At 67.5% G+C, this 26276-nt stretch carries 24 protein-coding genes; 10 read left to right on the forward strand and 14 right to left on the reverse strand.

The annotated features are described in order from the left end of the window. Positions 1–210: 210 nt before the first annotated feature. The 3 genes from AB4850_RS14660 to AB4850_RS14670 all read left to right on the forward strand — a co-directional run bounded on the left by AB4850_RS14660 (position 211) and on the right by AB4850_RS14670 (position 2068). Positions 211–783: a chromate transporter gene (locus AB4850_RS14660; protein ID WP_414442035.1), complete on the forward strand. Its 573-nt coding sequence runs from the start codon at positions 211–213 to the stop codon at positions 781–783. Between the two features lie 9 nt (positions 784–792). Then, the gene (locus tag AB4850_RS14665) at positions 793–1329 is read left to right on the forward strand and encodes a chromate transporter (protein ID WP_414440531.1); all 537 of its coding nucleotides are present in this window, start codon (positions 793–795) and stop codon (positions 1327–1329) included. A 454-nt stretch (positions 1330–1783) separates the two neighbouring features. Further along, a complete protein-coding gene (locus tag AB4850_RS14670) occupies positions 1784–2068 on the forward strand; it encodes a hypothetical protein (protein ID WP_414440532.1) in 285 nt (94 codons plus the stop codon). Between the two features lie 83 nt (positions 2069–2151). Here AB4850_RS14670 and AB4850_RS14675 read toward each other — a convergent pair whose 3' ends face one another. Together AB4850_RS14675 and AB4850_RS14680 are read right to left on the reverse strand one after the other, a co-directional pair. Beyond that, positions 2152–3051: a PilZ domain-containing protein gene (locus AB4850_RS14675; protein ID WP_414440533.1), complete on the reverse strand. Its 900-nt coding sequence runs from the start codon at positions 3049–3051 to the stop codon at positions 2152–2154. Between the two features lie 5 nt (positions 3052–3056). Next, a complete protein-coding gene (locus AB4850_RS14680) occupies positions 3057–3377 on the reverse strand; it encodes a hypothetical protein (RefSeq protein WP_414440534.1) in 321 nt (106 codons plus the stop codon). 763 nt (positions 3378–4140) lie between these two features. Here AB4850_RS14680 and AB4850_RS14685 point away from each other — a divergent pair. The 4 genes from AB4850_RS14685 (at position 4141) to AB4850_RS14700 (ending at position 9426) form a co-directional block, all read left to right on the forward strand. Then, complete coding sequence (locus AB4850_RS14685) at positions 4141–4701, forward strand: fimbrial protein (protein WP_414440535.1); 561 nt, start codon at positions 4141–4143, stop codon at positions 4699–4701. A gap of 57 nt (positions 4702–4758) precedes the next feature. Continuing rightward, positions 4759–5514 (forward strand): molecular chaperone, encoded by a 756-nt coding sequence (locus AB4850_RS14690; protein WP_414440536.1) that lies wholly within the window; start codon positions 4759–4761, stop codon positions 5512–5514. Positions 5515–5657: 143 nt separating this feature from the next. Then, positions 5658–8252, forward strand: a complete 2595-nt coding sequence (locus tag AB4850_RS14695; RefSeq protein WP_414440537.1) for a fimbria/pilus outer membrane usher protein — start codon at positions 5658–5660, stop codon at positions 8250–8252. Between the two features lie 13 nt (positions 8253–8265). Continuing rightward, positions 8266–9426, forward strand: a complete 1161-nt coding sequence (locus tag AB4850_RS14700; protein WP_414440538.1) for a fimbrial protein — start codon at positions 8266–8268, stop codon at positions 9424–9426. A gap of 77 nt (positions 9427–9503) precedes the next feature. On the opposite strand, the gene AB4850_RS14705 is transcribed toward AB4850_RS14700, so the two are convergent. The 4 genes from AB4850_RS14705 to AB4850_RS14720 all read right to left on the reverse strand — a co-directional run bounded on the left by AB4850_RS14705 (position 9504) and on the right by AB4850_RS14720 (position 13833). Beyond that, the gene (locus AB4850_RS14705) at positions 9504–9710 is read right to left on the reverse strand and encodes a YbdD/YjiX family protein (RefSeq protein ID WP_414440539.1); all 207 of its coding nucleotides are present in this window, start codon (positions 9708–9710) and stop codon (positions 9504–9506) included. Positions 9711–9728: 18 nt separating this feature from the next. Further along, positions 9729–11807, reverse strand: a complete 2079-nt coding sequence (locus AB4850_RS14710) for a carbon starvation CstA family protein (protein ID WP_414440540.1) — start codon at positions 11805–11807, stop codon at positions 9729–9731. 221 nt (positions 11808–12028) lie between these two features. Further along, complete coding sequence (locus AB4850_RS14715) at positions 12029–13063, reverse strand: ABC transporter substrate-binding protein (protein ID WP_414440541.1); 1035 nt, start codon at positions 13061–13063, stop codon at positions 12029–12031. Positions 13064–13194: 131 nt separating this feature from the next. Next, positions 13195–13833 carry a LysE family translocator gene (locus AB4850_RS14720; RefSeq protein WP_414440542.1) on the reverse strand — a complete coding sequence of 213 codons (639 nt, stop codon included), beginning with the start codon at positions 13831–13833 and terminating at the stop codon, positions 13195–13197. Positions 13834–14524: 691 nt separating this feature from the next. Between AB4850_RS14720 and AB4850_RS14725 the strand changes: the two genes are divergently transcribed. After that, positions 14525–15688: a porin gene (locus AB4850_RS14725; RefSeq protein WP_414440543.1), complete on the forward strand. Its 1164-nt coding sequence runs from the start codon at positions 14525–14527 to the stop codon at positions 15686–15688. A gap of 114 nt (positions 15689–15802) precedes the next feature. On the opposite strand, the gene AB4850_RS14730 is transcribed toward AB4850_RS14725, so the two are convergent. The 6 genes from AB4850_RS14730 to pqqA all read right to left on the reverse strand — a co-directional run bounded on the left by AB4850_RS14730 (position 15803) and on the right by pqqA (position 21046). After that, positions 15803–17701 carry an alpha/beta hydrolase family protein gene (locus tag AB4850_RS14730; protein WP_414440544.1) on the reverse strand — a complete coding sequence of 633 codons (1899 nt, stop codon included), beginning with the start codon at positions 17699–17701 and terminating at the stop codon, positions 15803–15805. Further along, a complete protein-coding gene (pqqE, locus tag AB4850_RS14735) occupies positions 17670–18851 on the reverse strand; it encodes a pyrroloquinoline quinone biosynthesis protein PqqE (protein WP_414440545.1) in 1182 nt (393 codons plus the stop codon). The genes AB4850_RS14730 and pqqE overlap by 32 nt, the downstream gene beginning before the upstream one ends. Further along, entirely contained in the window at positions 18848–19126 is a 279-nt protein-coding gene (pqqD, locus tag AB4850_RS14740) for a pyrroloquinoline quinone biosynthesis peptide chaperone PqqD (RefSeq protein WP_414440546.1), read from the reverse strand. Before pqqD ends, pqqE begins: the two co-directional genes overlap by 4 nt. Continuing rightward, positions 19123–19875, reverse strand: a complete 753-nt coding sequence (gene pqqC / locus AB4850_RS14745) for a pyrroloquinoline-quinone synthase PqqC (protein WP_414440547.1) — start codon at positions 19873–19875, stop codon at positions 19123–19125. The genes pqqD and pqqC overlap by 4 nt, the downstream gene beginning before the upstream one ends. 74 nt (positions 19876–19949) lie before the next feature. Further along, positions 19950–20861 carry a pyrroloquinoline quinone biosynthesis protein PqqB gene (gene pqqB, locus AB4850_RS14750; protein ID WP_414440548.1) on the reverse strand — a complete coding sequence of 304 codons (912 nt, stop codon included), beginning with the start codon at positions 20859–20861 and terminating at the stop codon, positions 19950–19952. A 107-nt stretch (positions 20862–20968) separates the two neighbouring features. Beyond that, positions 20969–21046, reverse strand: coding sequence for a pyrroloquinoline quinone precursor peptide PqqA (gene pqqA, locus AB4850_RS14755; RefSeq protein ID WP_013691668.1), 78 nt, complete (start codon positions 21044–21046; stop codon positions 20969–20971). A gap of 249 nt (positions 21047–21295) precedes the next feature. On the opposite strand from pqqA, the gene AB4850_RS14760 reads away from it, so the two are divergent. Continuing rightward, complete coding sequence (locus AB4850_RS14760) at positions 21296–21574, forward strand: DUF2164 domain-containing protein (protein ID WP_414440549.1); 279 nt, start codon at positions 21296–21298, stop codon at positions 21572–21574. Positions 21575–21635: 61 nt separating this feature from the next. Here AB4850_RS14760 and AB4850_RS14765 read toward each other — a convergent pair whose 3' ends face one another. Continuing rightward, positions 21636–22619 (reverse strand): alpha/beta fold hydrolase, encoded by a 984-nt coding sequence (locus tag AB4850_RS14765; RefSeq protein WP_414440550.1) that lies wholly within the window; start codon positions 22617–22619, stop codon positions 21636–21638. 162 nt (positions 22620–22781) lie between these two features. Between AB4850_RS14765 and AB4850_RS14770 the strand changes: the two genes are divergently transcribed. Beyond that, on the forward strand, positions 22782–23366 hold the full coding sequence (locus tag AB4850_RS14770; RefSeq protein ID WP_414440551.1) for a CGNR zinc finger domain-containing protein: 585 nt from the start codon (positions 22782–22784) through the stop codon (positions 23364–23366). A 130-nt stretch (positions 23367–23496) separates the two neighbouring features. On the opposite strand, the gene AB4850_RS14775 is transcribed toward AB4850_RS14770, so the two are convergent. After that, positions 23497–26157, reverse strand: coding sequence for a penicillin-binding protein 1A (locus tag AB4850_RS14775; RefSeq protein ID WP_414440552.1), 2661 nt, complete (start codon positions 26155–26157; stop codon positions 23497–23499). Positions 26158–26276: the final 119 nt, after the last annotated feature.

Below are 26276 nucleotides of genomic sequence, written 5' to 3' on the forward strand. Positions count from 1 at the left end.
ACCGGCGCGAACCGATGCAATCGCATGCATATCGACATCTCCACGCCGCCCTGCCCGCCCGTAACCCGCCGTAACACGCGCCATCTGGCTCCACGCGCACGAAACCGCGCCCCTCGCGCCCGTGCGGATTGCGGCTGCGCGCGCCGCGATGCTATCGTCGCCCGGTGCGGCGCCGGAGACAGCCGCGCCCCCGTCACGCTCCGAACCCCGATGACATCCACCACCCCCGACTCGAAACGGCCCACCACGGCCGGCCTGTTCCTGATCTTTTCGCGCATCGGCCTGACCAGCTTCGGCGGCGGCCTGAGCGGCTGGTTCATGCGTGAATTCGTCGAAACGCGCGGCTGGCTGACCGAGGAGGAATTCCTCGACGGCCTCGCGCTGTCGCAGGCGCTGCCCGGCGTCAACGTCAAGAACCTGGCGATCTGGATCGGCTACCGGCTGTGCGGCTGGCCCGGCGTGTTCGCGGGCTTCTGCGGGATCATCTTTCCGCCCGCCGTGGTGATCGTGCTGCTCGGCTTGCTGTTTGCCGAGATCACGCGCTTCCCCGTAGCGCACATCGCGCTGGCCGGTGCGGCGGCGGCGGCGATCGGCTTGTCGCTGTCGATGGCGATCACGGCCGCGCGGCGGCTGCCGCGCCGCGTGGTGCCCTACGGCGTGTTCGCGGCCACCTTCGTGGCGGTCGCGGTGTTCAAGGTGCCGGTGCTGTGGACGGTGCTGACGGCCGGCGTGCTCAACGTCGCCTACGAATACTGGCTGCTCACGCGCGGCCGCCGCACCTGAGGCCCCGCCATGTCACGCACCCTCGTCGCCCTGTTCGCGCTGTTCGCGCCGCTGTCCGTGGCCACCGTCGGCGGCGGCCAGACCATCATTGCCGACATGCAGCGGCAGGTGGTGGACGTCCACCACTGGATGACGCACGCGCAATTCGTCAACGATTTCGCGGTCGCGCGGCTCGCGCCCGGCCCCGGCTCGCTGCTCGCCACGCTGGTCGGCTTCCAGGTGGGCGGCCTCGCCGGCGCGCTGGTGGCCACGCTCTCGCTGTTCGGCCCGACCGCGTTCGTGATGGTCGCCGTCACGCACCTGACGGCCCGCCATCGCGACGCGCCGTGGCAACTCGCGCTGCAATCGGGGCTGCGGCCGGTGGCGGCGGGGCTGATCCTCGCGGCGGTCTATACGCTGCTGCAGGGCCTCGATGGCGGCTGGATCGCGATCGCCACGGCGCTCGTCTCCACCGCGCTCGTGATGCGCACGCGCATCAACGCGCTGGTGCTGATCGCGGGCGGTGCGGCGCTGTTCGCGATGCTGCATGCGATCGGCGTGCTGTGAAGCGGCGGCTTGCCGGCGTGACGAGTCCCGACGAAGCCGCCGCATCGAAGCCGATACCCCCAAGCCACCGCAGGCCAACGCGACACGCCGCGACGCACACCCGACATGTTGCCGGCATGCGCCTTGAAATAAGACTTGCCCGATACCCAAACCGGAGCCGATCGGACAGAATGGATTCGTTGGGCATCGCACCTGGGTGTCCAGCCTAGAGAGTTGAGACGATTGGCCGCTCCTTGCGAGCGGCCTTTTTTTGTGTGCCGCGTTCACAATTTTCCCGCTGCCTTTCGTTGCTCCCCGCACGTGCCCTCCGTCACGTTACGCACACGTAACATCCCGGGCCACATCACCCCTCGCGCAATACCCGAACCCTTGATTTCATGGGAGTTTTCACGCTGGCAAGCTTATTGCTGAGATACCTGCAACCCATATCACCCCCACGCTCGTGGAGCTTCACATGGATATCGCAGGCGTCGCACACTCGCTGCTGGACATCAACGAATTCGACGTGATCGACGGCGGCACCCTGATCCGCGAATCGCGCAACGCATCGCCGGTTCGCAGCAGCGGCCCCTCGGTCATCGACGCGCCGCCACTGACGCTGTACGGCGCCTATCGCCAGGGCGTGGCCGACTATTTCGCGCGCCGCCCGAACCCGTACCGCAACGGCAGCCGGCTTTCGGACGTCTGGCACGAAGGCCGCCTCGAAGCAGCCACGCGCACCGCGCGCAAGGCCCACTGAACACAGCGCGCGCGGCGCGCATCAGCACCGCGCCTCACGCGCGTCCCACACGCCGCCGCGTGCCCTGCCCGGCAATCAACGCATCAATACGGCATCGACCAATCGAACAGCGCCGCCTTCAGGCGCATCAGCGCTTCGTCCGTCATCGTCTCGTTGGCCACGTGGTGGAGCCAGGCCGGCGACGCGTCGTTTTGCTCGCCCACGCCGCGCACGATGCCCGTCAACGTCAGTGCCTCGACATGACCGGTTTCGGTGGCCACCGGCAGCACGACGGCGAGCGTTTCGCCAATGGCGGCCAGCGCACGGTCGGCCGCGATCGAAAAACCGCTCGGGCTGACGTCGAGCACCAACCCCACACCTTGCACATCGCCGGCCGTGTAGCGCGCGGCAAGCCGCACCGGCACGCGCGCATCGCGACGTTCGCGCACGCGCTTCAAGTTGGCGGGCGTCGACAGGATCAGATACGGCGCCGGCTCGTACGCCACCGCCTCGACCACCGACGTGAACCAGTAGACGGCCGACTGACCGATCGCCATCGCATCGACCTGATCGTTCGGTGAGAAATCCACGGCGCGCGGCTGCAGCGGCCGCACGAACAGCGGGCCGGACGGATGGGTGCCGAGCAGGCGGAAGCGGTTCAACTGGCGCATCGTCGAGCCGCGGCGGCGCAGGCCGATCATCGCGTCCGCAGGCAACGCCAGACGCGGCGCCGCCGACGCGGACGCTGCCGATTGCAGCGCCGCCGCATTCGCTTCGGCGTCGGCCAGTTGCGCATCGGACAGGCCGTCGGCCTGGGCGCTGTCGCGTTCGACACGGCGCACCGGCGCGAAACGCGCGAACAGGAAGGCGATGGCGTCGGCGTCGAGCGTTGCGCCGGCCGGCATCAGCGGCGCGCCGCCGGCGTCGAACAGCGGCCAGGGCAGCGGCGCATCGGCCGTCAGATCGGTGGCGACAACGGGCAGGACGGGACGGGTTTCGGTCATCGGGCTCACTTTGGGCGTAGGGATGTTGATTCGTATGACGGCTGCATAGGTAAAAACCTGAGCACGCAGTGATACCTCAAAACGTAGCTGCCCGCATCCGTCGCGGGATGCGGGCAGCGCGTACGACCGGGTGACCGGACGACGACGGCGAGTGCCGGGTGCTCAGGCACGATGATGCCGCGCGAGTCGTCCTCGCCGGCCACGCCGTCGCCCCGAAACAGGTAGCGGGATTTGCGTTCCTTCTGCGCCGGGCCGCCCCACTGGTTGCTCGCGCGCAACATACGGTCGCCGCGCTCGTGAGCGGCGGCGATCGCGGTCGTGAGCATCGACTAGCCGGCCTGCTCGATTCGCGCAGCGCTCATTTTTGTATTGCTGCTTGAAAAAACGAACGAGGCCTTCATCGCCCCCTCCCCGATCACCGGCTTCCGGTCAAGCGACATTCGGACTTCGCGAGCCATCGAGACGGACACCCTGCAAATCGATTGCATATGTGCATGATGATCCTGGTTGCGTCTCCATTCACGACGCCAATCGCCATAGTCGCATTCAATGGCACGCACAGCGCGCCATTGAATGCGACCGTGATCGGATAAAGCGGAATTCACGACGTATCCACGAGCTGTCATCTCGATCGTTCGCACCGCCCGAAGTTTTTCCGAAAACCAGCCATTTCCGAAAGAAACGGCGCATTGACATTGCTATTCACGTACGTCGATTCGCATGATTTCTTCATTCGATCGTTATTCAATAAAAATGAATATCGCGCTCTAAAAACAACAGGCCAATCACCGATCGATTCATCCATCGAAAGCGAAAATCGCCGAATTCGCTTCGGCCGCACGACGCTCGCCGTGCGCCTTTACTGTGCGACGTTTTGTCGTAAATCGGCAGAATCTGTGGGGTACTTGTCCGAGATCGAGCCGATCCAATTATTAGAATTCGCTCCGCGCTCAATTCCGACTCAACTCGTCGAGCCACCCGCCTACGCCCCGTCCGGCATCCGATCCGCTTTTCATTGCCATCGTCATGGCAACCGGCACTGGGCGCTCATATCGCAACCCTCACCTGTTTAATTCGATGGAATTCTCGATGAAGCAATCGACGCTCATGTCCTGCGCCGCGGCGGCGCTGCTCGCCGCGGCGCCCGCCGCGCACGCCGCCGACGGCACGATCACGTTCACCGGCAAGCTCAGCGCCTCGACCTGCAAAATCGACGTGAACGGCGGCGGTGCATCCACCTCGGTCACGCTGCCGGTGGTGTCGACCAACGCGCTGGCCGCCAACGGCTCGACGGCCGGCAAGACGGCGTTCTCGATCAAGCTCACCGGCTGCGCACACGACGAAAGCAACAAGGTCACGGTGCGCACGTATTTCGAGTCCGGCCCGAACGTCGATCTGGCCACCGGCCTGCTGAACAACACCGCCGCCGACGGCGAAGCAGCCAAGAACGTCAAGCTCGCGCTGATCGATCCGCAAACGAACACCGACATCAAGATCGGCGACCCGTCGCAGATGGCCAACAACCTGGCAGTCGAAGTGCAGCCGGACGGCACGGCCTCGATGCCCGTTTCGGTGGCCTACCGCGCAACCGGCGCGACCACCGGCGGCAACGTGCAAAGCGCCGTCACGTACTCGATCATCTACCAGTAACCCGGTTGCGGCGCGCCGCCCTGTGAGACGGGCGCCGCCCACCCAACGCCCCCATCCGTGAATCCTCTCGCCCTGTTCCGCCCCGCCGCGCCGGCCATCGCCGCCGCAGCGCTCACGCTCTCGCCCGTCGCGCCCGCCTTCGCCGGTGTGGTCCTCGACGGCACCCGCGTGGTCTACCCGGCGCACGACCGCCAGGTGACTGTCCAGATCCGCAACGAAGGCGCCTCGCCCGTGCTGGTGCAGAACTGGATCGACGATGGCCGCCGCGACGCGGAGCCCGAAGCCATCGACGTGCCGTTCGTCATCACACCGCCCATCGCACGCGTGGAGGCCGGCAACGGCCAGGCGCTGCGCATCGCCTACACCGGCGCCACGCTACCGGGCGACCGCGAATCGGTGTTCTGGCTCAACGTGCTCGAAATTCCCGCGAAACCGGCCGACGGCACGAACCGCAACCATCTGCAGTTCGCGTTCCGCAACCGCCTGAAACTGTTCTTCCGGCCGGCCGATCTGCCCGGCAGCGCCAATGCCGCGGCGGCCCGGCTCACCTGGTCGCTCGTGCCACGCCACGCGGTGCCGGGTCACGCGCTGCGCATCGTGAACCCCACGCCGTTCCACGTCAGCCTCGCATCGATCGAGGTAGGCGGCAAAGGACGTCGCATCGAGAATCCGCCGATGATCCCGCCGTTCGACACCGTCACGGTGCCGGTGCCCGGCGTCGATCGCGCGCCAGCCGGCGCGACGGTCCACTACGAAAGCATCAATGACTTCGGCGCAATCACGCCAGCCGATGCCGCGCTCGGCCAGCCGTAACCCGCCATTGAGCGCCCCCGGCCGGCGCCGCACTGCCGTTCGCCCGGCGCCACGCCATCGGGTTCCCATCCCCGTGCTCCGCCGCCTTCCAGTCGCGAAGCGCAGGCCGTTCTGATCCCGCGTTTCGCGTTTCCAGCCTGGCCATGTCGCCCCTTCGTCCGCGCGCTTGCGCCACGCCTGTCTTCGTCACGCGCCCGACCGCCTTCGCGATTGCGATCGCGACGATGCTGGCGATATCGTGCGACGCTGCGCGCGCCGACGGACAGCCCCCCGTCGAATTCAACAGCAGCTTCCTGCGCGCGGCCGACTCGCGCAAGGTCGATCTGGCCCGCTTCGCGTTCGGCAACCCGATCGCGCCGGGGCGCTATGACGCGGCCGTCACGGTCAACGGCAAGGAAATCGGGATGCACACCATCGATATCGCACGGCGCGGCGAGAACACCCGCGCACGCCCGGCGATCTGCACGTCGCGCGCGCAGCTCGCGACGTTCGGCGTGGACACCGCGCAGCTCGACGCCGCCGCGCTACGGCAGCTCGACGCGCCGAGCGCCTGCTTGGAGCTGGAAGACCTCGTCGACGGCGCGCAGGCGCACTTCGATCCCGACACGCTGACGCTCGCCGTGACGATCCCGCAAGCGCTGACGGTGCGCACGCCGCACGGCTACGTCGACACCTCGCAATGGCAGGACGGCGTGACGGCGGGCTACGTCGGCTACACGTTCAGCGCGTACCGCAACCAGACGCACGGCCACGCCGACCTGAGCACCTTCACGTCGCTCTCGGCCGGCCTCAACATCGGCGAATGGCACGTTCGCCACGACGGCTCGCTCAGCACACAGCCCAAAAGCGCCGCCCGATACCAGAACGCACTGACCTACGTCGAGCGCGATCTGACCACGCTGCGCGGGCGGCTCACGCTCGGCCAGTCGAACACCAGCGGCGAACTGTTCGATACCTACCGCTACACCGGCGTGCAGGTCGAAAGCGACGACCGGATGCTGCCGACCTCGCAACAAGGTTACGCGCCCACCGTGCGCGGCGTGGCCAAGAGCAACGCACGCGTGAAAATACGCCAGGGCGGCACGTTGATCTATGACCGCGCGGTGCCGCCCGGCCCGTTCGTGATCGACGATTTGCTGCCGAACGGCTATGGCCGCGCGCTCGACGTGAGCGTGACCGAAGCGGACGGCCGCGTGCGCCGCTTCTCGGTGGCGTACGAATCGGTGCCGATGCTGATCCGCCCCGGCAACACGCGTTATTCGGTCACCGCCGGCCGGCTCGACAGCAGGCTGCTCGACGCCAAGCCGGCGTTCTTCCAGGCCACGGTGCAGCGTGGCGTCACCAACGCGCTGACCGCCTACGGCGGCGTGCAGGCCACCGCCCGCTATCTGTCGGTGCTCGGCGGCGTCGCGCTCGGCACACCGGCAGGCGCGCTGTCGCTCGACGTGACGGCCGCGCGCACGCGCATCGGCGGCAACACGCAGATCGGCACCAGCACGCGCGTGAGCTTCAGCAAGACGATCGAATCGACCGGAAGCAGCATGTCGCTCGCAACCTATCGATTCTCGTCACGCGGCTATCTGAGCCTCGTCGATGCGCATCAAGCGATCGATTCGACCGGCGAACGCGGCGACAGCGTCTACACGCGCCCGAAAATGCGCACCTCGGTGCTGCTCAATCAGGCGCTCGGGCCGCGCTGGGGCAGCGTGTTCGTCAGCGCGTCGTCGCAGAACTACTGGAACCGCAGCGCCACCGACCTGCAATTCCAGGCGGGCTACAGCAACCGCTATCGCAACCTGTCGTATTCGGTCACCGCGAACCGCGTGCGCGCCGTCGGCGGCACGGCCGACAATCAGTTCATGCTCAGCCTGTCGATGCCGCTCGGCCGGCAGCCGCGCGCGCCGCAACTATCGCTGAACCTCGATCGCGGCGTGGACGGCGGCATCGGCGCGCAGGCGATGCTGAGCGGCGTCGCGGGCAAGCGGGGCCAACTGGCCTACAACGTCTCCGGCAACCGCGACGCGGGCGGCCAATCGGCCGGCTCGCTCAACGCGCAATACCGCGGTTCGCTGGCCTCGGTCAGCGCCGGCTACGGCCAGGGCAGCGGCTACCAGAACGTGTGGCTGGGCCTGAGCGGCACCGCCGTGATTCATTCGGGCGGCGTGGCCTTGAGCGCGGACACCGGCGACACGATCGCGATCATCTCGGCGCCGGGCGCCGCCGGAGCGACCATCAACGGCTCGTCCGCGTCGCGGCTCGACCGGCGCGGCTACGGCATCGTCACGGGCCTGTCGCCCTACCGTGTGAACGACGTCACGCTCGATCCGCGCAACATTCCCGACGATGTGGAACTGTCGCTGACGAGCCAGCGCGTCGTGCCACGCGCCGGCGCGATCGTGGAGCTGCGCTACCCGACCGTCACCGGCCAGCCCGCCCTGTTCGAGGCAACGCTGCCCGACGGCTCGCCGGTGCCGTTCGGCGCGTCGGCCACCGACGCCGACGCCGACGGCCACACGGTCGGCATCGTCGGCCAGCACGGCCAGCTTTATGCGCGCCTGCCGCAACGCAGCGCCGGCGCGGCGGACACGCTGACCTTGAGCTGGGGCAACGGCCGCCACGCATCGTGCGTGATGACGGTACGCGCGCCCGATGCCGATGACAGCAAGCGCATGGGCGCGGCACGCGCGACCTGCGAACCATTGCACGATGCCGCCGCCCTTTTTATCCCGGCTCACTGAAGTATTCACGCTCATGAAATCGATCCACCCTTCTCGCTTCGCGGGCCTCCTCCGCGCGTTGGCCACGCTCGTCTGCCTGTTCGCCGCCCATGCGGCGCACGCCCAACACTACGTCAATGGCTGCGCGCTGGTCGGCGGCACGATCGCCACGAATTTCACGTCAGCCATCCCCACCACCTCGATGACGCTGACGGTCGGCCGCGACGTGCCGAACGGCACCGTGCTCTACCGCTACTACGTCACCGGACCGGCCGCGAAAATCGAATGTTCCATGAGCTTGACGCGCACCTCGTACAACCCGAACTGGATCACATCGACGCAGAGGAAATCGAGCTGGAATCAAGGCATATACGGCGGGAAAACGTGGGAAACGGGGGTGCCCGGAATCGGCGTAGCGGTTCAGTTGCCCGACGACAGGACCGTGCTGCCGTATCGCGCCGAATACAACTGCGGCCCGACGTGCACCCACACGTCGCCGACCGGGAAGTTCCAACTGGTGTTGATCAAGACGGGACCGGTGTCACCGGGATGGATTCAGAGCTCGGCGTTGCCGACGGTCGGCTCGAACTGGTGGCGCGACCCGTTCAGCATGCTGCCCGACGACAGCGGCCTGAGCGTGACTCGCGTGAAGTTCTCCGGCAGCATCCACATCCTCGCGCGCACCTGCCGCACGCCGGACGTCAACGTCGACATGGGCAACGAGCTCACCAACACGTTTCGCGGCAAGGGCAGCGGCAGCCGCTGGCGTGCGTTCAGCGTGCGGCTCGAGGACTGCCCGAGGTTCTATCGCTCGCAGATCGTCGCGGTCAGCGATTTCAAGTCGCCGTCAGCCGACCCGACCACGTGGATCGAGAGCACCACGCCGAACCAGCTCGGCGTGGTGCTGACGCCGACCACCGCCATCCTCGATCAGGCGGCCGGCGTGGTAGCGCTGTCGCCGGGCACGCCGGATCAACCATCGGCGACCGGCGTCGGCCTGCAACTGTCCACCACGGGCGCGGGCGCCGGCACACCGGTGCAATACGACACGGTCATGCCCACCGGTATCACGCCCACCATCGTCGACGACGCGACCTATCAGTTCGACCTGTTCGCTCGCTACTACCAGACGGGCGATGCGATCACGCCCGGCCAGGCCAATTCGGCCGTGATGTTTACGATCGACTACCGATAGCACCGCGCAGCGCCCATGAAAAAAGCGCGGGCCGACCTGGCCCGCGCTTCGTTTGTGCTTCCACATCGCTCATCGCATCAGCAGCACTTCCCCGCCCCGCTGCCGTAGCGCGCGTTCTGCCGCTCGCGGAAAAACGCCTCGTACGTCATCGGCTCGCGATCGGGATGCGTCGCGCGCATGTGCGCGACGTAGGTTTCATAGTCGGGCACGCCGACCATCAGCCGCAGCGCCTGGCCCAGATAGCGGCCCGCGCTGCGCAGGTCGTCGCCGAGATCGGTGAACATGGTGCGCCCCCGTGCCGTTCAGCGGCCGCTGCCGAGCGCCTGCCCGGCGGGCAGCGGCTCGAACGGCGTTTCGTTCGAGGTGGGCCTGGCCGCGCGGCGCGCGCGCAGCACGGCGATCACGCCATATATCGCGATGCTGACCACTACGAACATGAACAGCCCCGCCAGCACCGCGTCGATGTAGTCGTTGACGATGATCCGCTGCATCTGCGCGATCGACTTGGCCGGCGCGAGCACGGTGCCCGCATCCACCGCGGCCTGCAGCTTCGCCGCGTGCGCGAGGAAGCTGACCTTCGGGCTGGCGTCGAACAGCTTCTGCCAGCCGGCCGTCAGCGTGCACATCAGCAGCCACACGGTCGGCACGATCGTGACCCACGCGAAACGCTCGCGCTTCATCTTGAACAGCACGACGGTGCCGAGGATCAATGCGATCGCCGCGAGCATCTGGTTCGAGATGCCGAACAGCGGCCACAGCGTGTTGATGCCGCCGAGCGGATCGACCACGCCCTGGTACAGGAAGTAGCCCCACGCGGCCACGCACAGCGCGGTGGCGACGAGGTTGGCCGGCAGCGATTCGGTGCGCTTGAGCGCCGGGTGGAACGTGCCGAGCAGGTCCTGCAGCATGAAGCGGCCCGCACGCGTGCCGGCATCCACGGCCGTCAGGATGAACAGCGCCTCGAACAGGATCGCGAAGTGATACCAGAACGCCATCATCGCCTGGCCGCCGATCACTTGATGGAGGATCTGCGCCATGCCCACTGCCAGCGTGGGCGCGCCGCCGGCCCGCGCGACGATGGTGGTTTCGCCCACCGCCTGCGCGGTTTGCGTGAGCATTTCGGGCGTCAGCACGAAGCCCCATTGGCTGACGGTTTGCGCGACGGCTTCGGGCGTCGTGCCGAGCACGGCGGCCGGCGCGTTCATCGCGAAATAGATGCCCGGCTCGATCACGCTGGCGGCCACCAGCGCCATGATCGCCACGAACGATTCCATCAGCATCGCGCCGTAGCCGATGAAGCGCAGGTTCGCTTCGTTGTCGACCAGCTTCGGCGTGGTGCCCGAGGCGATCAGCGCGTGGAAGCCCGACACCGCGCCGCACGCGATCGTGATGAACAGGAACGGGAACAGATGGCCCGACCACACCGGGCCGCTGCCGTCGACGAACTTCGTCAGCGCGGGCATCTTCAGCTCGGGCGCGACGAACAGGATGCCGATCGCGAGGCCGAGGATCGTGCCCATCTTCAGGAACGTCGACAGGTAATCGCGCGGCGCGAGCAGCAGCCACACCGGCAGCACCGAGGCGATGAAGCCGTAGCCGATCAGGATCCACGTCAGTTGCGTGCCCGAGAACGTGAACAGCGCGGCGAGCACCGGCGAATCGTGCACGTGCTGGCCGAACACGATCGAGGCCATCAGCAGCACGAAGCCGATGATCGACACCTCGCCGATGCGGCCCGGGCGGATATAGCGCGTGTACACGCCCATGAAGATCGCGATCGGGATCGTCGCGGCCACCGTGAAGGTGCCCCACGGCGAATTGGTCAGCGCCTTCACGACGATCAGCGCGAGCACCGCGAGAATGATCACCATGATCAGGAACGCACCGAACAGCGCGATCACCCCGGGCACGGTGCCCAGTTCCATCTTCACGAGATCGCCGAGCGAGCGGCCGTTGCGGCGCGTCGAGATGAACAGCACGATGAAATCCTGCACCGCGCCCGCGAACACCACGCCGGCCAGCAGCCACAGCATGCCGGGCATGTAGCCCATCTGCGCGGCCAGCACCGGCCCGACCAGCGGCCCGGCGCCCGCGATGGCGGCGAAGTGATGGCCGAACAGCACGTACTTGTTGGTCGGGACGTAATCGAGGCCGTCGTTGAACTTGACGGCCGGCGTCATGCGCAGGCCGTCGAGCTGCACCACGCGAGTGGCGATGAAGCGGCTGTAGAAGCGATAGGCGATCAGGTAGACGCAGATCGCCGCGATCACGATCCACAGCGCGCTGATGCGCTCGCCATGGGCGAGTGCGATGGTTCCGAACGAGAACGCGCCGAGCAGCGCGACTGCAATCCAGAGCAGGGTTCCGGAAGCCCGATTCATGGTGTCTCCTGGCTATTTTTCGACATCGTCGCGCCGCAAGACAGCGCGAACTGGCGGACGCGCGAGGCCCGTTTCGACGGGCCCGGCGCTGCCGCGTATTGTTCGCGTTCGGGGTTCCGCTCACAAGCGGACAACTACGTAAGCCCGCTACGTAGCAATGCGTACGGGTAAGCCAGGGGAGCACCGGCGGACGCCGGCGCGGCGGGGTTCAGCCGTGGGGTTCAGCCATGAGCCACGTCGCGCACCGAGATGGCGGCCACGTCCACGCGCGACGGCAGGATCGCATCGCGCTGCGCGCGATCGGCCACGCGTTGCAGCACGGCGATGTCGTCGTTGGTCACGGCGCGCTGCGCGATCGACGAACGGCCCGTGATGTCGGCAGCCGCATCGGGCGGCAGGCGCGTCAGCGACGCATACACCTTCGCGTAATCGGCCGGATGCGCAAGCGCCCAGCGGCCGGCCTGTTCGAGCCGCGTCAGCACGTCGGCCAGCGCGGCGCGCTTGGCGCGATCGGCCAGCGTGGGCGCGGGCGAGGTCAGGAAGCCGAGGCCCGAGTTGATGCCGCTGCCGTCGCGCACGATGCGCGCGCCGCGCCGCACCACGTGGCCGTAGTACGGATCGAACGTGGCCCAGATGTCGATGCGCTTCGATTCGAACGCCGCGAACGCATCCACCGGCAACACGAAGCGCACCTCCACGTCGTGCCGCGACAGCCCACGCTCTTCCAGCGCGCCATACAGTTGGTACTGCGAAATGCTGCCGCGCGCCGACGACACGATCACCGTCTTGCCCTTCAGGTCGGCCACGCTGCGCACCGGCGAATCGGGCTGCACCACGATGCCGAGCGCGGCGGCCGAACCGGCGCGCGTCGCGACGATCCGCAGGTCGGGATCACCGAGCGCCGCCGTCAGCACCGGCAGGTCGCCCGCGGGCGCCAGGTCGATCGCGCCGGCGCGCTGCGCCTCGAACAACGGCGCGGCGCCCTGGAAATTGGCCCAGCGGAACTGGTAGCGCGTGCCGTCGAGCACGCGCGCGGCCTCGGCCAGCGCGCGCAGGCCGCCGGCCTGGTCGCCGAGCACGAGCGTGACCTTCGAGACATCGACATCGCCCTGCGCGGCGTGCGCGAGCGGCGGCGCGACGGCGAAACCGGCGAGCGCCGCGCCGGACAGCCCGGCGAGATCGGCAAGTCGGCGCAACGCGCGGCGGCGGGCGGGCGACAGTGCGGGCAACAACGGCTGGGAGGATTCACGACGCATCGATGGTGGCCCCGAATGGCGCCGCGCCCCGGTGGCGCGGCAGGCCGCCAAGATTAAGGAAGCGCGCCGCCGCGACCAACCATCGAAATGCGAAATGCTTATCAGCGGCGGCGGGCCGCTTCAGGCAAGCCTCAGGAACGCAGCGAACGGATGAAGCCCACCGCCAGCACGGCATAGAAGCCACCGCAGAACAGGCCGAAGGCCTTGCGCGTGCGCGCGAAGAACGGCCCGGCCGCGCGCGCCGAAAAGGCCAGCGCATAGCCCATGAAGATGCCGGTGCCAAGCAGCGCGCAGAAGCCCACCAGCACGAAGCTCGTCCACGCCGGTGCGTGCGGCGACAGCCCGAGCGAGGTCACGGTCAGCCAGGTCAGGATCGCCTTCGGGTTGGTCAGGTGGATGCAGAGGCCTTGCAGATAGAAGCGCGTGAGCCGGCGGCCGTGCGCCGGCGCGGCCACGGCCAGCGGGTCCCGCGGCGACAGCGCGCCGCGCACCGCCTTGTACGCCAGCCAGAACAGATACAGCGCGCCCAGCACCTTGAGGGCGATCAGCCATTGCCGGTACGACATCAACAGCGCGGACATCCCGGCCGCCGCCGTCACGCCCCAGCACAGCGAGCCGCTGATCACGCCGGCCGCCATCGCGAACGCCGGCTTGCGGCCGTGATGGAGCGCCGTGTTCGCGATCGACAGATTGGCGGGGCCGGGCGACAGCGTGCCGACCAGATAGACGGCGAACGCGACGCCGAGATTGGAAACCACTTCGACGGACATCGTGACGATCCTTGGGGGCGGTGGCGAAGCACGGAGGGCGACGCGGGCGTATCGGCACGCGTCGGGGTCGGCCGATTATGCGCCGCGCCACGGCGCGCGACAGAGACGCCTGCCACGGCGCACGGCCGGAACTGTCACGTCGTTTCGAGCGGACACTTGGCGGCGAGCGGGAAGAAAGCGAACCATGAAATGGCGATGCACGCGATGGCGCAAGATGAATCGGCAATTCGAATTCCGATTAAAAATCGAAATTCATTATTGCGATTATTGGAGTGTCGCGCATAAAAAAGAGCGGCCGAAGCCGCTCAAGCGTGACTCGTCTGTCTACCCACAGAAAGTGGAAACGAGTGCGCGAACACTAACACCGATCACATCACGCTATTGATCCGATTTAGTTAATTAATCATTGCAGAATCACAAGGAATCAAGCACCGCGGCCTTGCTGCTCAATCCTTGGGCAGAATTGTTTCCAATTCAGACGAAAGTGCGCGGAACAAGCCAGATGATTCGGCTTTATTTTTTCATTTAAAAGAATAATACGGAAAATCTAACAAATCTTTCTGTGTAATCCGTGCGTATTGTTTTCGATACAACACTGAATTTCATTTTTCCGAATTAAATCTGACTGGTTAGTCTCACGTCACTCCAAAACCACCACACGCAACCCAACTGCCAATAGGAGCTGACACACATGAAACGCATCGCCCTGACGCTCGTTTCGCTTGCATCCGTCGCAGCGATGACCAGCGCCCACGCCCAATCGAGCGTGACGCTGTACGGCTTGATCGACACGTCGCTGACGTACGTGAACCACGCCCAAGGTTCGAAGAATTCCTGGCTGCTGGGCAACAGCAGTAACGGCAACCTGGCGGGCACGCGCTGGGGCATCAAGGGCAGCGAAGACCTCGGCAGCGGCCTGAAGGCGATCTTCCAGTTGGAAAACGGCTTCAACCCGAGCACGGGCGGCCTGGGCCAAGGCGGCCGCATGTTCGGCCGTCAGGCGTTCGTGGGCCTGTCCAGCGACCACTTCGGTACGGTCACGCTGGGCCGCCAGTACGATCCGCTGATCGACCTGATCCAGCCGATCACGGCCGACAACTACTTCGGCAGCGCGTTTGCCACGGCAGGCGACGTCGACAACTACGACAACAGCTTCCGCGTCGACAACGCCGTCAAGTACACCTCGCCGCTGATCTCGGGCGTGCAGTTCGAAACGATGTACTCGTTCGGCGGCATCGCCGGCTCGACGAGCTCGAAGCAATCGTACTCGGCAGCCGTGTCGTACAACGGCGGCCCGGTGGCATTGGCTGCCGGCTACTACTACGCAGCGAACACGGCCGGCAACGCAGGCCAGCGCGCAGGCTGGTCGAGCACCTCGGACGGCACGTTCGACGGCCCGATCAACGGCGGCTACCAGACGGCGCACTCGCTCGGCATCGCACGCGTGGCCGGCCAGTACACGTTCGGCGCATTCACGGCCGGCGCGAGCTACAGCAATGCGCAATACAGCCGCGACGGCGCCTCGACGTTCGCCAAGGCCGAGCGCTACAACACCGGCCAGGGCTTCCTGAACTACCAACTGAACCCGTCGCTGCTGCTGGGCGTGGGCTACAGCTACACGAAGGCCACCGGCGACACGTCGGCCACGTATCACCAGGCATCGCTGGGCGCGGACTACACGCTGTCGAAGCGCACCGACATCTACATGACGGCCGCCTACCAGCACGCCAGCGGCACGACGCGCGACTCGGTCACGGGTCAAACGGTGGCCGCGCAAGCGTCGATCGGCTCGTACGGCTACGCCGGCACGAACTCGCAAACGCTGGTCAATCTCGGCCTGCGTCACCGCTTCTAAGCATCGGCGCAACGGCGCGGGCGGTTCGTTTCGAATCGCCCGCGGCGCCCGCGCAAACGAATGGCCGCCCTCTCGGGCGGCCATTTTCATTACGGCGACGACAGCGGCAGCGCGTTACAGCGCGCCGTCGAGAATGCGCCGGTAGAACGCGTGCTCGGCGTCGAGCGCGTGCGCCTGGTTCGCGGCCTGGCGGAAGCCGTGCCGCTCGTCGGCGTAGTAATGCACCTCGTTCGGCACACCGTTCGCGTCGAGCGCGGCGGCCATCGAGCGCGTCTGGTCGGGCGTGACCACCGCGTCAAGTTCCCCCTGGAAGAACACCACCGGCACGCGGATCGAATCGGCATGCACGAGCGGCGTGCGCGCCAGATAACGCTCGCGGTCGGCCACCGGATCGCCGATCAGCCAGCGCAGGTAGCGCGCCTCGAACTTGTGCGTGTGCGCGTCGAGTTGCAGCGGATCGCTGACGCCGTACAGGCTCGCGCCGCCGCGAAACACGTCGCGGAACGCCAGCGCGCACAGCGCCGTGTAGCCGCCCGCGCTGCCGCCGCGCACGAACGCGCGCTCGGCATCCACCAGGCCTTGTTCGGCCAGATGCGCGATGGCGGCGCAGGCGTCATCGACGTCGGCCACGCCCCAGGTCAAATGCAGCGCCTGCCGGAACGCGCGGCCGTAGCCGGTGCTGCCGCGATAGTTCAGCAACACGATCGCGAAGCCGCGCTGCACCCAGTATTCGAGGCGCGGGCTGTACACGGCGTAGTTCGCGGCGGTCGGGCCGCCGTGAGCGAACACCACGACGGGCGGGGCGGCGCTTGCGGTCGCGTTGGCTGCGGCTGCGTCAGCATCATCGGCCGCCTCGGGCAGGTACAGATAACCGTAAGCCTCGCCGTTGCCGCTCGGAAAGCGCAGCGCGCGCGGCAGCGTGATCCGCTCGATCGGCATCGACGGCCTGACCGCGCGCAACACCTCGACGCGATGGTCGCGCCGATCGATCGCGAGGATCGCGGCCGGGCAGGTGGGCGACGCGGCGATGCAGTACAGATGCGTCGCGTCGGCCGCCAAGTGATGAAACTGGCTGTAGTCGGACGCGAGCGGCGTCAGCGTGCCGTCGGCGTCGCGCACGGCGAGCCGGCCCCAGCCCGATTCGAACCAGGTCGAGAAGCTGCCGCCGCCGTCGAGCGGCAGCCAACTGCACGCGCCGAGCTGCCACGGCGCGGCGGCGTGGTCGCCGGCCTCGGCCGGCAGCGGTACGAGCGCGGCAGTGTTGTCCTGACCGGCGCCGTCGCCATCGCCATCGCCATCGAGCCGCCACGGCTGCCAGAAATTCGCGCGATCGGTCAGGCACACGAGCCGCCCCTCGGCGTCGAACGCGGGCTGCTGCACGGCCTCGTCGTCGGCCGCGCCGGCAATCGTGCGCGCGGCTTCGCCGCCGTCGCGCAGCATCAGCCGCGTGGCTGTCCACGGTTGATGCGGATGCTGCCATTCGATCCAGGCAAGCCGCGCGCCGTCGGCGCTGCGAACCGGCGCGGCGTAGAAATCCGCGCCCTCGGCCAGCACCTCGCGCGCACCGTCGAGCAGGCCGATCGACACCAGCCGGTGCGTCTCGCCATCCTGCTCGACGGCGAGAATCCGGCCATGCGCGTGGCGCAGGTCGCCGTAGCGCAACCCTTCGGGCGTCAACGGCTGCGGCTCGGCCAGGCTGTCCGGCGCGAAGCGATAGATGCGCTGGTCGCGCTCGTTGACGAACGCCAGGTGCTCGCCCGCCACGCAGAACGCGCCGCCGCCGTATTCGTAGACACGCCCGCGCGCGCTGAAGCCGTCGGGGCTCACGCACTCGATCGCGCCGGCGCGCGCGCGCCAGATCCGGCACATCGCGTCGGCCGGATCGTATTCGGTCCAGTAGACGCCGGACGCGCCGGCCGTCAGTTCGACGAAATCGCGGCCGGCGGCCACGGCTTCGGCGGCCGTCAGCGGGGCGGCGCGCTCACGGGTTGAGTCGTTTGGATTGCTTGGCATTTCGGAAGATCAGCGGATGCGTGGTGGTGGGCCGGGGCTGCACGGCTTCATCGCGCGCGCGCAGGATCACCGGGTGATGGGGCGACTTGCCGCAAACCGGGTCGGCATTGGCCGCGTCGCCGGTCAGCATGTAGGCCTGGCAGCGGCAGCCGCCGAAATCCTTCTGCTTCTCGTCGCACGAGCGACACGGCTCGGGCATCCACGCATCGCCGCGAAAGCGGTTGAAGCCGAACGAGTCGTGCCAGATATGCCGCAGGTCGTGATCGCGCACGTTCGGGAACGCGATCGGCAATTGCCGCGCGCCGTGGCACGGCAAGGCGGTGCCGTCGGGCGTGACGGTCAGGAAGATGCTGCCCCAGCCGTTCATGCAGGCCTTCGGCCGCTCCTCGTAATAATCGGGCGTCACGAAGATCAGCTTGCACGGGTGATTTTGCGCGGCGAGCTTCTCGCGATAGTCGTTGGTGATGCGCTCGGCGCGCTCCAGTTGCGCGCGCGTGGGCAGCAGCGCCTCGCGGTTCAGGTAGGCCCAGCCGTAGAACTGGCAGGTCGCCAGCTCCACGAAATCGGCATCGAGCGCGATGCACAGCTCGATGATGCGGTCGATGTGATCGATGTTGTAGCGGTGCGTGACGAAGTTCAGCACCATCGGATAACCATGCGCCTTCACGGCGCGCGCCATCTCGAGCTTGTGCGCGAACGCCTTGTCGGAGCCGGCCAGCATGTTGTTGACCTGCTCGTCGCTCGACTGGAAGCTGATCTGGATGTGATCGAGGCCGGCGCGCTCGAACGCGTCGAGCTTGGCCTCGTCGAGGCCGATGCCCGAGGTGATCAGGTTGGTGTAATAGCCGAGCCGGCGGGCCTCGGCGATCAGTTCGGGCAGGTCGGGCCGCACCAGCGGCTCGCCGCCCGAGAAGCCGATCTGCGCGGCGCCCATCGCGCGCGCCTCGCCCATCACGCGCACCCAGTCGGCGGTCGTCAGTTCCTCGCCCTGTCGCGCGAAATCGAGCGGATTCGAACAGTACGGGCATTGCAGCGGGCAGCGGTAGGTGACTTCCGCGAGCAGCCACAGCGGCAGACCGACCGGCACGGCCGGTGCGGCGGCGGAAGCGGGCGCAGAAACGGAAGCGGCGGTGGCGAGGGCGTCCGTCATTCGCGCAGTTCGATCCAGTGCTTGTCGAGCGCCACCAGCATGAACTGTTCGACATCCTCACCGAGTTCGGGCACGCCCGGAAACTGCGCGTCGAGTTCGGCGACGATGGCGGCCACGCTGCGCTGGCCGTCGATCAGCCCGCCGATCGCGGCCGCGCTCTCGTTCAGCTTGATCATCCCTTCGGGGTACAGCAGCACGTGCGCGTCCTGCGCCGGCTCGAACTGGAAGCGGTAGCCGCGCCGCCAGACCGGGGTGCGTGATCGATCGAAACTCATAGTGCGATTCCCTTGTGCCAGGCACGCTCGGCGGTGACGGTGTGATACGGCGGCCGGTTCAGCTCGTAGGCCATCGACATCGCGTCGAGCATGGTCCACAGAATGTCGAGCTTGAACTGGAGGATTTCGAGCATACGCTGCTGCGCGTCGTGGCTCGTGTAGTGCTGCAACGTGATCTGCAGCCCATGCTCCACGTCGCGGCGCGCCTGGCCGAGCCGCGAGCGGAAGTAGTCGTAGCCGGCCGGGTCGATCCATGGGTAATGGCGCGGCCAGGTGTCGAGCCGCGACTGGTGGATCTGCGGCGCGAACAATTCGGTCAACGAACTGCTGGCCGCTTCCTGCCAGCTCGCGCGGCGCGCGAAGTTGACGTAGGCGTCGACAGCAAAGCGCACGCCCGGCAGCACCAGCTCCTGCGAGCGCAGTTGATCGGGGTCGAGGCCCACGGCCTGGCCGAGACGCAGCCACGCCTCGATGCCACCGTCCTCGCCCGGTGCGCCGTCGTGGTCGAGCAGGCGCTGGATCCACAGCCGGCGCACCTCGCGATCGGGGCAATTGGCGAGGATCGCCGCATCCTTCATCGGGATGTTGACCTGATAGTAGAAGCGGTTCGCGACCCATCCCTGGATCTGCTCGCGCGTCGCCCGCCCTTCGTACATGGCGACGTGATACGGGTGATGAATATGGTAGAGCGCGCCTTTGGCGCGCAAGGCCTGCTCGAACTGTTCGGCGCTCAGGGCGGTCTGGCTCATGGTTCCTTCCATTCCTTCCAGTGGTTCGGATGTTGCGGGGCGGGCCGAGGCCCGCGAAACGGCGCGGACTGCGTTCAGAGGTCGATCCGCATGCCGTCGAACGCCACCTCGATGTGCCGCCGCGCGAGTTCCGCGCGCTCCGGCGACGCTTCGTCGAGGATCGGGTTGGTGTTGTTGATGTGCGTGAGGATCTTGCGCGGCGCCGGGAAGCGTTCGAGCACCTCGATCATGCCGCCGGGGCCGCTCTGTGCGAGATGGCCCATCTGGCGGCCGGTGCGCGTGCCCACGCCGCGGCGCTGCATCTCGTCGTCGTGCCAGAGCGTGCCGTCCACGAGCAGGCAATCGGCCCGCGCCATGCGGGCGGCCAGCGCGTCGTCCACCACGCCGAGGCCCGGCGCGTAGAACAGCGTGCCGCCGGTGCGCAGGTCTTCCACCATCAGGCCGATGTTGTCGCCCGGATGCGGATCGTGACGATGCGGCGAATACGGCGGCGCGGCGCTTTCCAGCACAAACGGCAGGAAGCGCAGGTTCGGGCAGGCCGGCACGGTGAACGCGCGCTCCGGCTCGACCGGGTTCCAGCGCAGGCCGCCGTTCCAGTGGCGCAGCATGGTGAACAGCGGAAAGCCGGTGCTGAGGTCCTCATGAACCATGTCCGTGCACCACACGTCGAGCGGGCAACCCTCGCGCAGGCTCAACAACCCGGTGGTGTGATCGATCTGGCTGTCCATCAGCACGATCGCGGCGATGCCGGTGTCGCGCAGCGCGCGGCCCGGCTGCATCGGCGCGAACTGCTGCAACTGGGCGCGGATGTCGGGCGAGGCGTTGCAGAGCACCCACGACACGCCGTCGTCGGAGATCGCGATCGACGATTGCGTGCGGGCGCGGGCGTCGACGCTGCCGTCGCGAAACCCGGCGCAGTTCGCGCAATTGCAGTTCCATTGCGGAAAGCCGCCGCCGGCGGCGGAGCCGAGGATCTGGATATGCATGCGTGTGATCGGTGAGGGGCCGACGCCGGCACGAACGCCGGGGCCGGCCACAAGAAAAATAGCCTCGGCGAACCGAGGCTAGGCATGGCCTTGGGAGCGGCGTCGAATCAACGATTCGAGATGTACATCGTGATTTCGAAACCGAGGCGCAGGTCGGTGTAGGCAGGCTTGATCCACTTGGACATGGCAATTCTCCATTCGGGCGATACGGGCAGCCCGGCGTGACACCGGGCACGAGACGACCGTGAAACACCAACGCAAACGCGCGGCAGGAGCCGCGCGACTGGTTTTTGTTTCGGAAAGGTCTGCGGGCATCCTATCACTTTGTCCGATCCGGTGAATTCCGGCGCCAGCGGGCGATCGTGCCCCGTGACCGTGGCAAAGCCGCTGCGCTAAGATGCCTGCTCCTCTCCCTCTCGCCCCCGCCGCCCGCCATGAGCATCGAATTGACGAAGGAAGCCCGCGCCGACGCCATCGCGTCGCTGCAGCGCTATTTCGAAAGCAACATGGACGAGCCGATCGGCAATGTCGCCGCGGGCGCGCTGCTCGGCTTCTTCCTGGAAGAAATCGCCCCGACCGTCTACAACCAGGGCGTCGCCGACGCGCAGACGCACCTCCAGGAGCGGCTCGCGGAACTCGACTACACGGTGCACGAGGACGAATTCACGTACTGGTCGCGCCAGGCGCCGAAGGCCAAGAGCCGCAGCAAGTAACGGGCCCCGCGGCGGCGGCGGCGGCAGGCCGCGCCGTTTCGTTCGACGCGGCCCGCCTCGCTCAACGGCGCGGCACGTTCTGGTCGAGGAAGCGGTGGATCACCGGCGCGATCTCGGCCACGTTGGTTTCCAGCGCGAAGTGGCCCGCGTCGAAGAACTGCACCTGCGCCTTCGGCACGTCGCGCTTGAACGCTTCCGCGCCCGGCGGCAGGAAGAACGGATCGTTCTTGCCCCACACAGCCAGGATCGGCGGCTGGTACTTGCGGAAATACTCCTGGAACGTCGGATACAGCGCCACGTTGCTCGCGTAGTCGCGGAACAGGTCGAGCTGGATCTCGTCGTTGCCGGGGCGCGCGACGAACGCCGCGTCGAGCGTGTACGCCTCGGGGGCGACCTGTTCCGGGTCCTTCTCGCCGTGCGTGTATTGCCACTTGATCGCATCGGGCTTCAGGAACGCGCGCAGCGCGTCGCGATTGGCCTGCAACGGGTCCTTCCAGTACTTCTGGATCGGGTTCCAGCCGTCGCTCAGGCCTTCCACATAGGCATTGCCGTTCTGCGACACGATCGCCGTCACGCGCTCCGGATGCGCCGCCGCGAGCCGCCAGCCCACCGGCGCGCCGTAGTCGAACACTTCCAGCGCGTACGTGTCGAGATGCAGGGTTTCGGTGAAATGGTCGATCGTCTGCGCCAGATGATCGAACGTGTAGGCGTAGTGGCTGCGATCGGGGCTTTCGGTGAAGCCGAAGCCCGGCAGGTCGGGCGCGATCACGTGATAGCGGTCGGCCAGACGCGGCATCAGATCGCGATACATGAACGACGAGGTCGGGAAGCCGTGCAGCAGCAGCACGGTGGGCGCCGACGGGTTGCCGGCCTCGCGGTAGAACACCTTCACGTCGTCCACCTGCACGTAATGGTGACTGATTACGGGCGCAGCGGCGGCCGCGCGCACATCGGGCGACGCCGCGTGCGCCTCTGCACCGCCCGCAAGCCCGCCGACCACGCCGGCCGTCATCAGTGCACCCATCAGCAACGTATTGATCTTCATGGCAAAACCTCAGATTGGAATGTGATCCGGAAACCCGCACGGTTGCCGTATAGCGTCATGTAACTGGCAACAACGTTTTTTCAGGTTACGGATGCGGAACGTAACCTGTCAACAGGTTTTTTATGAGTTACAATCCGTCCATCGATTTTCCGGGGGTTCAGGATGAGCACCGCAAGCACGGCCGAGGGCGCGACGGCGCTGTTCGTCGGCGACGATCTCGCGCTCGATTTCATCAACACGAAGTACGGCGTGGACGACGGCCGGCGCGATCTGCTCACGAGCGACGCGGCCGTGGTCGACTGGCTCGTGCAGGCCGGCGTGCTGCCCGCCACCGATCGCGGCACCGCGCCGGCCGGCCTGCTCGACGCGGCGCTGGCGCTGCGCACGAGCGCGCGCACGCTGGTCGAGCGGCGTCAGTCCGGCCAATGGGCGGACCCGGCCCCGCTCAACGCGGTGCTGGCGTCGGGCCGCCATCATCTGGAATTGCAGTGGCCGCAGGCGGACGAACCGGCGCTGGTGTCGCGGCGCACGGACCTCGGCGCGGCGGCGGTGCTGCTGCCGGTGGCCGAGGCGCTGGCACGGCTGCTGGCCGAGGCCGATTTCGGCCTGGTGCGCAAATGCGAGTGCGACGAGTGCACGCTGCTGTTCCACGACCGCACCAAATCGCATCGGCGGCGCTGGTGCAGCATGGCGATGTGCGGCAACCGCATGAAGGTCGCGGCGTATCGGGCGCGGCAGAAGGGATGAGCGAAGGGAGAGGCGCGGGGATCGGGGCGGTGAAGCGCCCGCGTAGGCGGTGGAAGGGCAGGACAAGCCGTGAAGCGCGATCGCGGCGCGGCGGCGGTTTGAGCCGCTGCCGCACCGCGATCGGTCAGGATCAAGGATTCGTGCCGTTGCCGCCCGTGGAGGGCGCGTCGGGCGTGGGCGTCGGCGAATCCGAAGGCGGCTCCGACGGGAAGCCGTTGCCTGCGCCTCCGCCGTTCGCTCCGGCGTTGCCGGGGTTGTAGGCACCGTTTCCGGTACCGCCGTCACCCCCGTTCGCGCCATTGCGTCCACGATTGCCCGCTGCCGGCGCGGGCTGCTGCAACACCGGCGGCGCGGACGCGCTGAACGTATCCACCCCCGACGCCGCCCGCGCACCCGCCGCGCCGCGATTCAGGAACGCGCCGAGCGGGTCCGAACCGCCATCGGCCGCCGCCGCCGTGCTGGCAGCGCTAGCGGCACTGGCCGCGCTCGCCGCCTGCTGCTGCGCCTCGTCAGGCACCGGCGCAGGTGCCGGCGTCGCACGCGGCTTCGCCGGCGCGGCCGTCTTCTCCGGCTTCGACGGGAACAGATACGTCATCCAGTCGGTCAGCTTGCCGCGCAGCGTATCGAAGAAGCCCGGCGGCGATTCGGTGTCGAACTTCGCACGCGCATCGATCAGCCTGGCGCGCAACGCGCGCTGATAGAAATCGCCGACCATCGGCAACGCGCTGCGCGCGCCTTGCCCCCAGTTGTCGCCGAGCGTGACGCGACCGTCGTCGAAGCCCACCCACGCGCCCGCCACGAGCTGCGGCTGCATCAGGATGAACCAGCCGTCGGTATTGCCCTGCGTGGTGCCGGTCTTGCCCGCCACGTCGCCGCGAATCCCGAAGCGCGAGCGGATCGCCGCGCCGGTGCCGCGATTGATCACGCCGCGCAGCGCATCGACCAGCGTGCGCGAGGCCGACGCCGACAACGTGCGCTCCGGCGGTGCGGGCGCGAATTCGGCCAGCACGTTGCCGTTGCGATCCTCGACCTGCGTGACCATGCGCGGCTCGACATAGCTGCCGAGGTTCGCGATGGTCGCGTAGCCGGACACTATTTCCTTCAGCGTGACCGGGCTGGTGCCGAGCGCCAGCGACGGCACCGCTTCCAGCGTGCTGTCGCGCACGCCCATCTCGCGCGCGAGCCGCGCCACCTTGACCGGGCCGACCTGCTGCATCAGTTGCGCGGTGATGCGGTTGCGCGAATAGGCGAGCGCGTCGGCCAGCGTCATCGGCTTGCCGGTGGGCGGTTCGGCGTCGTCGGGGCGCCAGATCTCGCCGCCCTTGAGCGGAATTTCGACGGGCTGGTCGATGAACGTGTCGGACGGCTTCATGCCGTCGGCAAACGCCGCGCCGTACACGAACGCCTTGAACGTCGAACCCGGCTGGCGGCGCGCCTGCTGCACATGGTCGAACGGCTCGTTGGTGAAATCGCGGCTGCCCACCCACGCGCGGATCGCGCCGTCGCGCGGGTCGATCGCCATGAAGCCGGCCTGCACGTCGGCCTTCGCCTTGCACAGATTGCGCAGAAAATCGCGATCCTTGTCGAGCGTCTTGAGTGCGGCCGCGTCGTCCGCGCCGCCGTCGCGCGCGGCATGGTACTCGGGCGTCTCGCGGATGAAGGTCTGGAACAGCGGGCTGCCCGGGGCACAGCCGCTGCCCGAATTCCACATGCCGTTGGCGACGCCCTGCAACTGGTTGGCCTGCAGGCGCAGCGCCTGCGTCGCCATCGCCTGCAGGCGCGAATCGATCGTGGTCCTGACGATCAGCCCATCCGAATAGACGTTGTAGTCGTTGCGGTCGGCCCAGCCGATCAGCCATTTCTTCAGTTGCTGCGCGAAGTGCGGCGCGGGGCCGGGCGGCTCCTTCTGGCGCTCGAAATCGATGCGCAGCGGCTTCTTCTGCAACACCGCGAACTGCGCCGGCGTGAGCTTGCCGAACTTGACCATCTGCCCGAGCACCGTGTTGCGCCGTTGCAGCGCGCGCTCGGGGTTGATCACCGGGTTGTAGTAGCTGTTGCCCTTGAGCATGCCCACCAGCGTGGCGCTGTCGAGGATGTCGAGCTGATCGGCGGATTTGTCGAAATAGGTGCGCGCGGCCATCTCCACGCCGTAGGCGTTGTAGAGGAACGGCACCGTGTTCAGGTAGGTTTCGAGGATCTGCGGCTTGCTGTAGACGGCCTCGATCTTGAGCGCCGTGATCGCTTCCTTGAGCTTGCGCGTGAGCGTGGGGGCGCGGCCGATCTCGTCGGGATACAGGTTGCGCGCGAGCTGCTGCGTGATGGTCGAGCCGCCCTGACGGTCGCCCGAGAAGGTGTGCAGCGCCGCGCCCGCGGTGCGCTTCCAGTCGAGGCCGTGATGCTCGTAGAAACGGTGATCCTCGGTCGCGATCAGCGCGTCGACCATGTGCGGCGAGATGTCGGACAGCGCCACCCATTCGCGGTTCGACGGCTTGAACTCGGCCAGCAGCTTGCCGTCGGACGACATCACCTGGGCCGGCGCATCGACGCGCGCCTTGCGGATATCGCCGATGCTCGGCGTGAACGGAATCAGGATCACCACGTACAGCGCCAGCAACGCCGGCAGCGCGGCCACCGCGATCAGCACGCCGCGGCGCGTAGGGTGCCGGACATGCCCGAGCGCACGCGAAACATACGGCCGGGCGTGTTCGACGGCGGCGGCCACCCGGGGCCGGGCGGCGTCCCGCCAGGCGGCGAGGCGGGACAACAGACGAGTCAGGAAACGACGGCTCACGCGAAACACCCGGAAAGGCGAAAGCGTGCATCGTATCAAAGCCGCCGGGGCGGCCGGTCAAGCGCCTGCCCGGCACGCCGGGCCGCCGAACGCGATGCGAGCGGGCCGAATTCGCCCGC

The sequence above is a fragment of the Burkholderia sp. 22PA0106 genome (assembly GCF_047497155.1).
Classification (GTDB): domain Bacteria; phylum Pseudomonadota; class Gammaproteobacteria; order Burkholderiales; family Burkholderiaceae; genus Burkholderia.